Source organism: Nocardioides sp. (assembly GCF_041600255.1).
GTDB lineage: Bacteria > Actinomycetota > Actinomycetes > Propionibacteriales > Nocardioidaceae > Nocardioides.
On record NZ_JBFIKK010000110.1, the window covers coordinates 1 to 11,326 of the forward strand.

Genomic DNA, 11,326 nt, shown 5'->3' on the forward strand with positions numbered 1-11,326 from the left:
GAACCTCTGAGTCCCGCTGCGGCGGGCTCGACTGACGAAGGAGGGCCCCGGCACCTGAGTGCCGGGGCCCTCCTTCGTCGTTCTCGGGGGTCGCTCGGGGTGGGTTCTCGGGCGTGCTTACCGGGGTTTGCTGGCGCTTCTCGGGGGTTGCAACGGCCTGGAAGCGCAGGGATCCCCGGATCTCCGGGGATCCCTACAACGGAAACTCAGCGCTTGCGGGGCGCGGGCATCCGCACCAGGCGGTCCGCCGCACGCTCGACCAGGTTCGCGAACGCACCGGGCGGCATCTGCACCCGACGGTCCGGCACGAAGCCGATCTGGGCGATCGAGGTGCCGGTGCGCACGATCCCCATCAGGAAGGTGACCGACTCGGTGTCGGTGATCTCCGTGGTGACCCGCCACACCGTCAGGTCACGCCGCTTCGACGTCGACTGCAGGATGCGGCTCACATCGGTGCCCAGCGCCCGGTCGGGGCAGCTGGCCATCCGGGCCCGGACCCTGGCGACGAAGGCGCGCGCCTTGCCGACCGGCAGCGAGCCGACCGTCTCGGTGAGCCCGAACTGCACGGGGAGCTTCGCCTTGGGGATCAGGAAGGAGCGGGTGACGTTGTTCGTCATCTCCTTGCCGCTGAAGTCGGCCTCGTCGCAACGCGTGGCCGCGACGTTGACCACGGCCTTGCGCGGCTCGGTGCCCACCCAGGGCCGGGCCACGTTGGTCACCGGCGGCAGGTCGATCTCGGCGAGCATCCCGGGCACCTCGCCCACCGGAAGGGGGCGGACCACCGTCAGTGTCGGGCTGGTCGCGCACTCGCCCGCCTCGGAGAGGGTGCAGAGCCCGTTGACCGCCGAGGCGAGCATCCGGGCGTGGTTGCGGAAGGCCGGTACGCCGGAGCCGGGTCGGCGGGTGACGACGGTGGTGGTCAGGCTGCCCGTGCGAGCGACCCCCACCACCAGCGTGCGCACCGGACGGTTCCAGTCGCGCAGCACGAGCATCATCGCGGCGTCGCCGACCTGACCGACGCGGCGTGTGGAGAGCAGCTGCATCCGGGGCTCCGCGCAGCCGGCGTACCAGCCGAGCGTCGTGGCGTACGTCGCCTTCGCCGCCTTCGGTGAGGCGGAGACCTCCGTGGCGTGCTGCACCGTGGACGGGCGACTGCCCGGTCGCGGCTTGTCCCGCAGCGTGCGGATCAGACTCCCGCGGCTGGCCGGATCGGCGTACCGCTGCCGCTGGCAGGGCAGCACGAGGCCGTCGCCCTCGACGTTGGTCGTGGTCTCGACCGTCCGCCAGCGACGGCCCGGGATGCGCGCCGTGACCTGTTCGGGGGAGAGCAGTGAGGCATCGTCCACGTCGCGCGGTGGCTCGACGGGGGTCTCCGTCACCGGAGCGGGGGACGACGAGGGCGCTGCCACCCCGAGGGCCGGCCGACCGTCGAGCTGGGGACGGATCCCGGCGGCGTCGGTGACCAGGGATCCGGTCAGCACGAGCGCCGCCACCGCAGCGGCGGCGCCGACGCCGGTGTGGGTCCGACGCCGCGCGGCGCCGGCTCGGCGGATGATCGTGGCGCGCGGCCACCGGGCGGCCTCGGCCTCGGCCCGCAGCGGTTCGAAGAGGGGCCGGATGTGGGTGGTGGGAACGTCGCGGTGCACGGCGAACTGCGCGGTCGCGGTCTGCAGTTCGCGCTCGGCGTCGAGCAGGGGGAGCCCGACCTCGCGCGCCATGTCGGCCATCGAGACGGTGGTCAGCTGGGTCAGCAGCAGGGTCTTGCGCTGGGCCACGGTCAGCTTGCCGAGCGCCTCGAGGGTGGCCAGGGCCTCCGGTTCGAGGGTCTTGTCCCGGTGCCACAACCGGGCGGTGTGCCGACGCTGGGCGTGCCGCCAGGCGTGCGGACGCACCCAGGCCTCGGGATCCTCGAGCCGGGAGATCTTGCGCCAGTGGTGCCAGGCCACGACGAAGGCGTCGCGCACCGCGGAGCGGGCCGCGCCCATGTCCCCGGTCAGGGCGAAGGTCTGCAGCAGCAGTCCGGCCCGGGCGTCCTTGTAGAACGCGTCGAACTCGTCGGGATTCCTCATGGCCTGTCCACGGTACGCGAGGCGCGAGGGGCACAGCCACTCGGCGTGGGACCACGGACGGCTCCCGACAGCGGGTGATGATGGATCGGTCATGACTTCGCTGCAACCCCGCTCGGCACGCGCCCGGACCTCCGCACCGGTGGCCGTCGAGCCCGACCCCCGCCACCGCCGTCCGCTGGTCCTCGCGACCACGCTGGGCGGCGCCTTCGCGGCGGGCTCGACCCTTCTGGTCTGCCTCGCCCTGGCCGTGGTCGGCTGGTTCCTCACCGACGCCGGTGCCCATGGCACGCCCAGCGACGCCCTGCAGGTCGGGGCCCTCGGGTGGCTGATGGCCCACGGCGCGGGCGTCCGCATCGACGGCGTCGCGGTGACCGCCGTCCCGCTCGGGCTGACCGCCCTGGCCGCCTGGGCGACCTGGCGCGTGGGCCACCGCGTCGGGGAGTCGGTCTCCGGGCACGGACCGGACGCCGACCGGATCGGCGACGGGGAGCGGGACTGGACCGTGCCGACGGCCGTCTCGCTGTTCACGACCGGGTACGTCGTCGTCGCCGTCGTCACCACGTCACTTGCCGCCACCGCCGAGACGGCCCCCTCCGGCGGCCGGGTGCTCGGCTGGTCGCTGGCGCTCTGCCTGCTGGTCGGGGCCCCGGCGATCGCGATCGGGGCCGGGCGGGCCGCGATCTGGGCGTCCCTGGTGCCGGAGTCGGTCCGGGCCACGGCGCTCACCTGTCGCCGGATCCTGACCAGCTTCGCCGGGGTGGCCGCCGTCGTCCTCCTCATCGCCGTGGCGGCGGATCTCGGTGCCGCTGCCACGATGGTCTCCCGGTTGCACGCCGACGCGGGCGCCACGATCATGCTCGTCGGGCTGAGCCTGGCGGTGCTGCCCAACGCCGTCGCCTTCTCCGGCTCCTACCTGCTCGGTCCCGGCTTCGCGGTCGGCGCCAACACGCTGGTGGCGCCGACGGCGGTCGTGCTGGGACCCCTGCCGCTCTTCCCCCTGCTCGCCGGGCTCCCCGACCCCGGGCCGACCGCTGCCTGGACGGCCTGGCTGATGGCCCTGCCGGTCCTGGTGGCAGCCGTGGCGACCGCCCGTAGCCAGCGGCTGCGGCCGACCCTGCGCTGGGACATGGGTGCACTGCGCGGCTGTGTGGCCGGGGTCGTCGCCGGGGTCGTGGTGGGCATCGTGGCCGGGCTGGCCGGGGGTGCCGTCGGGCCCGGTCGGATGCGGACCGTCGGCCCCTTCGCCTTCGACGCGATGGTGCACGCGATCACGGCCTTCGGGATCGGCGGACTGCTCGGCGGCCTGGCGATGACCTGGTGGCAGCGCCGTGCTGCCCGTCGGGCCGCGGTTCCGGTGTCGCCACACTGACCACCACAGCGGGCGTGGTCCCGGGCGCCGCCGGTCCTCGTTAGACTTCGCGCGTGCCGATCCCCACTCCCGCGCGCCTCGTCGTGCTCGTCTCGGGCTCCGGCACCAATCTCCAGGCGCTGCTCGACGCCACCGCCGACCCCGCGTACGGCGCCCGGGTGGTCGCCGTGGGCGCCGACCGTGAGGACATCGAGGGGCTGCGTCGCGCCGAGCGCGCCGGCGTCCCGACGTTCGTGCGCAGGGTCGGGCACTTCACCACCCGCGAGCACTGGGACCAGGCGCTGGCCGACACCGTCGCCGCCTTCGAGCCCGACCTGGTCGTCTCGGCCGGTTTCATGAAGCTGGTCGGGGAGCCCTTCCTGGCCCGCTTCGGGGGACGCTTCGTCAACACCCACCCGGCGCTGCTGCCGGCGTTCCCCGGCACGAACGGCGCGGGTGACGCGCTGGAGTACGGCGTGAAGGTCGCCGGAGCCACCCTCTTCGTCGTCGACTCGGGCGTCGACACGGGGCCGATCCTGGCCCAGACGGTGGTGCCCGTCGAGGACGACGACACCGTCGAGACCCTGCACGAGCGGATCAAGGTCGCCGAGCGACAGATGCTCGTCGACGCGGTGGGCCGGATGGCTCGCGAGGGGTTCACGATCACCGACAGGAAGGTCCGGTTCGGACAATGAGCACCGCAGACGAGTCCACGACGCGCATCCCGATCCGACGGGCGCTGGTGTCGGTCTACGACAAGAGCGGCCTCGAGGAGCTCGTGCGCGGCCTGCACGACGCCGGGGTGGTGCTGGTCTCCACGGGCGGCTCGGCGGCCCTGATCGAGGGTCTCGGCCTGCCGGTCACCAAGGTGGAGGAGCTCACCGGCTTTCCCGAATGCCTGGACGGCCGGGTGAAGACCCTGCACCCGAAGGTGCACGCCGGCATCCTCGCGGACCGCCGCCTCGACTCGCACGTCGCGCAGCTGGAAGACCTGGGCGTGGAGCCGTTCGACCTCGTGGTCTCCAACCTCTACCCCTTCACGCAGACCGTCGCCTCGGGAGCGAGCCCCGACGACTGCGTCGAGCAGATCGACATCGGCGGCCCGTCCATGGTGCGCGCCGCGGCCAAGAACCACCCCTCGGTCGCCATCATCACCTCGCCCGAGCGCTACCCGGACGTGCTCGCCGCCGTCGAGGCCGGCGGCTTCACGCTGCCCGAGCGCCGCTCCCTGGCGGCCGAGGCCTTCGTGCACACCGCGACGTACGACGTGCACGTGGCGTCGTGGATGGGCAACGTGCTCACCGACTCCTCCGAGGAGACCGGCTTCCCGGCGTGGCTCGGCGCCACCTGGGACAAGGCCGCCGTGCTCCGCTACGGCGAGAACCCGCACCAGGGCGCCGCGCTCTACGCGGCCGGCTTCCAGCCCGAGCCGGGGCTGGCCCAGGCCACCCAGCTGCACGGCAAGGAGATGTCCTACAACAACTACGTCGACGCCGACGCGGCCCGACGGGCGGCGTACGACTTCGACCAGCCGACGGTTGCGATCATCAAGCACGCCAACCCGTGCGGCATCGCGGTCGGCGCGGACGTGGCCGAGGCGCACCGCCGGGCGCACGAGTGCGACCCGGTGTCGGCCTTCGGCGGCGTGATCGCCACGAACGTCCCGGTCTCGGTCGAGATGGCCCGGCAGGTGGCCGAGGTCTTCACCGAGGTCGTCGTGGCGCCCGGCTACGAGGACGGCGCGGTCGAGATCCTGACCGCCAAGAAGAACATCCGGCTGCTCGAGTGCGCTCCGCTCACCCGCGGTGGCGTCGAGCTGCGCCCGATCTCGGGGGGTCTGCTCCTGCAGCAGCGCGACCTGGTCGACGCCGAGGGCGACGACCCGTCCAACTGGACGCTCGCCACCGGCGAGCCCGCCTCGGCCGAGTTGCTCGCCGACCTCGCGTTCGCGTGGACCGCCTGCCGCTCCGCCAAGTCCAACGCGATCCTGCTGGCCAAGGACGGTGCCTCGGTCGGTGTCGGGATGGGTCAGGTCAACCGGGTCGACTCCTGCAAGCTCGCGGTCCAGCGGGCCGGCGAGCGGGCCAGCGGTTCGGTGGCGGCCTCGGACGCGTTCTTCCCCTTCGAGGACGGCCCCCAGATCCTGATCGACGCCGGTGTCGCGGCGATCGTCCAGCCGGGTGGTTCGGTGCGCGACGAGCTCACCATCGAGGCGGCCCGGGCGGCCGGGGTGACCATGTACTTCACCGGCACCCGGCACTTCGCCCACTGAGACCCCGGGACAGGATGACTGCCATGACTGCACAGAAGCTCGACGGAACCGCCACCGCCGCCGCGATCAAGGACGAGCTGACCGTCCGGGTGGCAGCGCTCAAGGAGCGTGGCGTCGTCCCCGGTCTGGGCACGGTGCTGGTCGGTGACGACCCCGGTTCGCGGTGGTACGTCAACGGCAAGCACAAGGACTGCGCCGAGGTCGGCATCGAGTCGATCCGGGTCGACCTGCCCGCCGAGGCCAGCCAGTCGGAGATCGAGGCGGCGGTCGCCGAGCTGAACGCCGACCCGAGCTGCACCGGCTACATCGTGCAGCTGCCCCTGCCGAAGGGTCGCGACGAGAATCGCGTGCTGGGCCTGATCGACCCGGCCAAGGACGCCGACGGACTGCACCCGACCAACCTCGGCTGGCTGGTCCTGGGCAACGAGGCCCCGCTGCCGTGCACGCCGTACGGGATCGTCGAGCTGCTGCGCCGTCACGGCGTCGGCATCGCGGGCGCGGAGGTCGTCGTGGTCGGTCGCGGGGTCACCGTCGGCCGCCCACTCGGACTGTTGCTGACCCGTCGCTCCGAGAACGCCACCGTCACGCTGTGCCACACCGGCACCCGCGACCTGGCCGCACACGTGCGTACAGCGGACATCGTGGTCGCGGCCGCCGGGGTCCCCGGGATCATCACCGCGGACATGGTCAAGCAGGGGGCGGCGGTGCTCGACGTGGGCGTCTCCCGTGTCGACGGAAAGCTCGCCGGGGATGTCGCCGAGGACGTCTGGGAGGTGGCGGGCTGGGTCTCGCCCAACCCCGGAGGGGTCGGCCCGATGACTCGCGCCATGCTGCTCAGCAACATCGTCGCGATGGCCGAGAAGGCACTGACCGAGAACACACTGGCCTGACGTGAGCGAGCAGCCGGAGGCGAGTGAGAGCGAGGTCGAGGCCGAGGGCGGCGAGCCCGAGGAGCTCGGGCGTCGCTACCCCTCGACGATCGGCGGGCTGTTCTACCTGCTGGTGCTGGCCGGCACCTTCATCGGGATCGCGGTGGTCACCTGGGGGCAGTGGCGGCACGGGGTCCGCTGGATCGGCGGTTCGCTGATCGCGGCCGCCGGGGTCCGGCTGGTGCTGCGCGCGCGGGACGCCGGGATGCTCGCCGTACGCCACCGCGTCGTGGATGCCGTGCTGCTCGGGGGTGTCGGCGCGGTGCTCTTCTTCCTTGCCAGCACGATCCCCAACCAGCGCCTCTGACCTGCCTCACGCCGTCCTGTCCCTGACATGACACCGGCCCGCCCGAGAATCTCGGGCGGGCCGGTGTCGGTCGAGCGTGGGTCAGATGAGACCGAGCTCGGTCACGGCGGTGCGCTCCTCGGCCAGCTCGGCGGTCGAGGCGTCGATGCGGGCGCGGGAGAAGTCGTCGATCTCGAGGCCCTGGACGATCTCCCAGTCACCGTTCTTGGTGGTCACCGGGAACGACGAGATCAGGCCCTCGGGTACGCCGTACGACCCGTCGGAGACGACGGCCATCGAGACCCAGTCGTTCTCCGCCGAGCCCGTCAGCCAGTCGCGGGCGGCGTCGATGGTCGCGGAGGCGGCCGAGGCCGCAGAGGACGACCCACGCGCCTCGATGATCGCCGCGCCACGCTTGGCGACGGTGGGGATGAAGTCGTTCTCGATCCAGGCCTGGTCGTCGACGACCTCGGCGGCGTTGCGGCCACCGATCTCGGCGTGGAACAGGTCGGGGTACTGGGTCGCGGAGTGGTTGCCCCAGATCGTCATCTTCTTGATGTCGGTCACCGAGGCGCCGGTCTTCGCGGCCAGCTGCGAGATGGCCCGGTTGTGGTCGAGCCGGGTCAGCGCCGAGAACCGCTCGCGCGGGATGTCGGGGGCGTTGGTCATCGCGATCAGCGCGTTGGTGTTGGCCGGGTTCCCGGTGACGCCGATGCGGACGTCGTCGGCGGCGACCTCGTTGAGCGCCTTGCCCTGAGCGGTGAAGATCGCGCCGTTGGCGGAGAGCAGGTCACCGCGCTCCATGCCCGGGCCGCGCGGACGAGCGCCGACGAGCAGGGCGAGGTTGACGCCGTCGAAGATCGTGGTGGCGTCGTCACCGATCTCGACGCCGGCCAGCGTCGGGAAGGCGCAGTCGTCGAGCTCCATGACGACACCCTCGAGCGCCTTCAGCGCCGGGGTGATCTCCAGCAGGCGCAGCTCGATCGGGCGGTCGGTGCCCAGCAGCGCGCCGCTGGCGAGGCGGAAGAGAAGGCTGTAGCCGATCTGGCCGGCTGCGCCGGTGACGGCCACCTTGAGGGGAGTAGGGCTCACGACGACTCCTTGTCGACAAAAAGGCGGATTGATCCGCAGGCGACGCTAGCAGCGCGGACGGGGTACGACGACGGAGGGTTCTCCCGGTGGGACCCAAAACGGAGAGTCCCCTCGGTGGGTCGCTGGTGACCCCGGTCGGTCGGGTGCGAGATGCTGGCGCCCATGACAGCCACGGTGGTTCGGGCCGCCGCCTGCCTCGCCCTGCTCCTTGCCGTGGGTGGGTGCGTGGGGGAGCCGCCCGTCAGCGATCCTTCCGGTGTGGACGGGCTCCAGATCCCCACGCCCTCGCCCGACCCCGACGACTTCGTCGAACGGGTGGACAACCCCTGGTTCCCGCTCGAGCCCGGCACGGTCTGGACCTACGAGGAGTCCCAGGGCGACGAGGCGCCGAGCACGGTGGTGGTGACCGTGACCGACGAGACCCGGGTGGTGGCCGGCGTCCGGACGACCGTGGTGCACGACGTCGTCACCGACGCCGACGGGGCTGTCGTCGAGGACACTCACGACTGGTTCGCCCAGGACCGCGACGGCAACGTCTGGTACTTCGGCGAGCAGACCACGACGTACGACGACGGTGCGGCCGACACCTCGGGCAGCTGGGAGGCCGGCAGCGACGGCGCCGAGGCCGGGCTGGTGATGCCTGCCACGCCCCGGCTGGGGGACGGCTTCCAGCAGGAGTACCTCGCCGGGGTCGCCGAGGGCCGCGCGACCGTGCTGTCGCTCACCGAGGTCCGCACGGTCTTCGCCGGCGCGTTCACCGATCTGCTGGAGACCCAGGACACGACGCCCCTCGAGCCGGGCGTCATCGTGCGTGCGTACTACGCCCGCGGGGTGGGCCTGGTCTACCGCGAGACGGTCGGCGGTGGCGAGGGTCACCGGGAGCTGCTCCACGTGAGCCGCCCCGAGGAGTGAACAGACCGTTGCCGCGGCGTCGGCCGGGTGCGAGGCTGAGCGAGCACTGACGTTCAGGTATCTTGACGTCAAGGAACTTTCCCCACTGCTCAGGAGTCGCCGAACCCATGGCCAAGATCATCTACACGCACACGGACGAGGCGCCGCTGCTCGCGACGTACTCCTTCCTGCCGATCATCCAGGCCTACGCGGCCAAGGCCGGCGTGGAGGTCGAGACCCGCGACATCTCCCTGGCCGGTCGGATCATCGCCCTGTTCCCCGAGCGGCTCACCGAGGACCAGCGCATCGACGACGCCCTCGCCGAGCTGGGTGAGCTGGCCAAGAAGCCCGAGGCCAACATCATCAAGCTGCCCAACATCTCCGCCTCGATCCCGCAGCTCAAGGCCGCGATCAAGGAGTTGCAGGAGCAGGGCTACGACCTCCCGAACTACCCGGAGAACCCGCAGACCGACGAGGACCGCGAGGTCCGCGCCCGCTACGACAAGGTCAAGGGCTCCGCGGTCAACCCGGTCCTGCGCGAGGGCAACTCCGACCGTCGCGCGCCGGCGTCGGTGAAGAACTACGCCAAGGCGCACCCGCACCGGATGGGTGCCTGGAGCAGCGACTCGAAGACCAACGTCGCCACCATGGGCAAGGACGACTTCTTCTCGAACGAGAAGTCGGTGGTCATCGAGGCCGACGACACGCTCCGGATCGAGCACGTCGCCGTCGACGGCACGACCACCGTGCTGAAGGAGTCCGTGCCGGTGCTCGCCGGTGAGGTCGTGGACGGCACGTTCATGAACGTCGCGGCCCTGCGCCGTTTCCTCACCGAGCAGATCGCCCGGGCCAAGGCCGAGGACGTGCTCTTCTCGGTGCACCTCAAGGCCACGATGATGAAGGTCTCCGACCCGATCATCTTCGGGCACGTCGTCCAGGCCTTCTTCCCGACCCTGTTCGAGCAGTACGGCGAGCAGCTGGCCGCCGCGGGGATCTCGCCGAACGACGGCCTGGGCGCCCTGCTGGGCGCAGTTGCCGAGCTGCCCGAGGGTGACGCGATCAAGGCCGCGATCGAGCAGGGTCTGGCCGACGGCCCGGCGATGGCGATGGTGGACTCCGACAAGGGCCTCACCAACCTGCACGTGCCCTCCGACGTCATCATCGACGCCTCGATGCCGGCGATGATCCGCACCTCCGGCCACATGTGGGGCCCGGACGGCGAGGAGGCCGACACCCTCGCGGTGATCCCGGACTCCAGCTACGCGGGCGTCTACCAGACCACCATCGAGGACTGCCGCCGCAACGGCGCGTTCGACCCGGCCACCATGGGGTCGGTCCCGAACGTCGGCCTGATGGCCAAGGCGGCCGAGGAGTACGGCTCGCACGACAAGACGTTCGAGGTGCCGGCCGCAGGCCAGGTGCGTGTGGTCAACCAGGCCGGCGACGTGCTGATCCAGCACGACGTCGAGCCCGGCGACATCTGGCGCGCCTGCCAGACCAAGGACGAGCCGATCCGCGACTGGGTCAAGCTCGCCGTCACCCGTGCCCGGGCCACCGGCTCGCCGGCCGTCTTCTGGCTGGACGAGAACCGGGCGCACGACGCCAACCTGATCGCCAAGGTCAACGAGTACCTGGCCGACCACGACACCGACGGTCTGACCATCGAGATCATGGCGCCGGCCGACGCGACGGCGTACTCGCTCGAGCGGATCCGCCGCGGCGAGGACACCATCTCGGTGACCGGGAACGTGCTGCGCGACTACAACACCGACCTGTTCCCGATCCTGGAGCTGGGCACCTCGGCGAAGATGCTGTCCGTCGTACCGCTGATGAACGGCGGTGGCCTCTTCGAGACCGGCGCCGGTGGGTCGGCGCCCAAGCACGTGCAGCAGCTGGTCAAGGAGAACTACCTGCGCTGGGACAGCCTGGGTGAGTTCTTCGCGCTGGCCGCGTCGTTCGAGCACCTCGCGGGGTACGCGGACAACAAGCGCGCCAAGGTGCTGGGCGACACGCTGGACCGTGTGACGGGCACGTTCCTGGAGCAGGACAAGTCCCCGACGCGTCGGATCGGCGGGATCGACAACCGTGGCTCGCACTTCTACCTGGCGCTGTACTGGGCCCAGGAGCTGGCCGCGCAGTCGGAGGACGCCGAGCTGGCGGCCGACTTCAAGGAGTTCGCCGAGCGGCTGGCCGCCGACGAGGAGAAGATCGTGGCCGAGCTGAATGCGGTCCAGGGCGCTCCGGCCGAGATCGGTGGCTACTACCGTCCCGACGACGCCCTCGCCGAGAAGGTCATGCGTCCCTCGACCACCCTGAACGAGGCCCTCACCTCCCTGGGCTGACCGCAAGCCCGCTGACCTGCCACTTGTGGTTGGCGCAAGCCCGCTGACCTGCCACTTGTGGTTGTGCCAGCACCGCCGACCCGTCACTTTCGGTTGC

9 protein-coding genes are annotated in these 11,326 nt (G+C 71.5%); 7 read left to right on the plus strand and 2 right to left on the minus strand.

All coding sequences use genetic code 11. The features are described 5' to 3' along the window. Positions 1-206 precede the first annotated feature (206 nt). Positions 207-2,069, minus strand: coding sequence for a hypothetical protein (locus tag ABZE72_RS12745; RefSeq protein ID WP_372729412.1), 1,863 nt, complete (start codon positions 2,067-2,069; stop codon positions 207-209). Between the two features lie 91 nt (positions 2,070-2,160). Here ABZE72_RS12745 and ABZE72_RS12750 point away from each other — a divergent pair, with 91 nt between their 5' ends. The 5 genes from ABZE72_RS12750 to ABZE72_RS12770 are packed head-to-tail and all read left to right on the plus strand — an operon-like array spanning position 2,161 to position 6,925. Next, entirely contained in the window at positions 2,161-3,438 is a 1,278-nt protein-coding gene (locus ABZE72_RS12750) for a DUF6350 family protein (protein WP_372729413.1), read from the plus strand. A 53-nt stretch (positions 3,439-3,491) separates the two neighbouring features. After that, positions 3,492-4,112 carry a phosphoribosylglycinamide formyltransferase gene (purN, locus tag ABZE72_RS12755; protein WP_372729414.1) on the plus strand — a complete coding sequence of 207 codons (621 nt, stop codon included), beginning with the start codon at positions 3,492-3,494 and terminating at the stop codon, positions 4,110-4,112. Then, on the plus strand, positions 4,109-5,689 hold the full coding sequence (purH, locus tag ABZE72_RS12760) for a bifunctional phosphoribosylaminoimidazolecarboxamide formyltransferase/IMP cyclohydrolase (RefSeq protein WP_372729415.1): 1,581 nt from the start codon (positions 4,109-4,111) through the stop codon (positions 5,687-5,689). The genes purN and purH overlap by 4 nt, the downstream gene beginning before the upstream one ends. A gap of 23 nt (positions 5,690-5,712) precedes the next feature. Continuing rightward, the gene (locus ABZE72_RS12765) at positions 5,713-6,579 is read left to right on the plus strand and encodes a bifunctional methylenetetrahydrofolate dehydrogenase/methenyltetrahydrofolate cyclohydrolase (protein WP_372729416.1); all 867 of its coding nucleotides are present in this window, start codon (positions 5,713-5,715) and stop codon (positions 6,577-6,579) included. Position 6,580: 1 nt separating this feature from the next. Then, positions 6,581-6,925 (plus strand): DUF3017 domain-containing protein, encoded by a 345-nt coding sequence (locus ABZE72_RS12770; protein WP_372729417.1) that lies wholly within the window; start codon positions 6,581-6,583, stop codon positions 6,923-6,925. 81 nt (positions 6,926-7,006) lie between these two features. Here the strand turns inward: ABZE72_RS12770 and ABZE72_RS12775 are convergent, their stop codons facing one another. Beyond that, complete coding sequence (locus ABZE72_RS12775) at positions 7,007-7,996, minus strand: malate dehydrogenase (protein WP_372729418.1); 990 nt, start codon at positions 7,994-7,996, stop codon at positions 7,007-7,009. A 162-nt stretch (positions 7,997-8,158) separates the two neighbouring features. On the opposite strand from ABZE72_RS12775, the gene ABZE72_RS12780 reads away from it, so the two are divergent. Both ABZE72_RS12780 and ABZE72_RS12785 read left to right on the plus strand, forming a co-directional pair. Further along, positions 8,159-8,908 (plus strand): hypothetical protein, encoded by a 750-nt coding sequence (locus ABZE72_RS12780; protein ID WP_372729419.1) that lies wholly within the window; start codon positions 8,159-8,161, stop codon positions 8,906-8,908. A 107-nt stretch (positions 8,909-9,015) separates the two neighbouring features. Beyond that, positions 9,016-11,229, plus strand: a complete 2,214-nt coding sequence (locus tag ABZE72_RS12785) for an NADP-dependent isocitrate dehydrogenase (RefSeq protein ID WP_372729420.1) — start codon at positions 9,016-9,018, stop codon at positions 11,227-11,229. Positions 11,230-11,326: the final 97 nt, after the last annotated feature.

Bases quoted from the DNA above. Each gene is read 5' to 3' on its own strand.
- ABZE72_RS12785 (WP_372729420.1), top strand. From the start codon at position 9,016: ATGGCCAAGATCATCTACACGCACACGGACGAGGCGCCGCTGCTCGCG.
- ABZE72_RS12765 (WP_372729416.1), top strand. From the start codon at position 5,713: ATGACTGCACAGAAGCTCGACGGAACCGCCACCGCCGCCGCGATCAAG.
- ABZE72_RS12750 (WP_372729413.1), top strand. From the start codon at position 2,161: ATGACTTCGCTGCAACCCCGCTCGGCACGCGCCCGGACCTCCGCACCG.
- ABZE72_RS12745 (WP_372729412.1), bottom strand. From the start codon at position 2,069: ATGAGGAATCCCGACGAGTTCGACGCGTTCTACAAGGACGCCCGGGCC.
- ABZE72_RS12780 (WP_372729419.1), top strand. From the start codon at position 8,159: ATGACAGCCACGGTGGTTCGGGCCGCCGCCTGCCTCGCCCTGCTCCTT.
- purH (WP_372729415.1), top strand. From the start codon at position 4,109: ATGAGCACCGCAGACGAGTCCACGACGCGCATCCCGATCCGACGGGCG.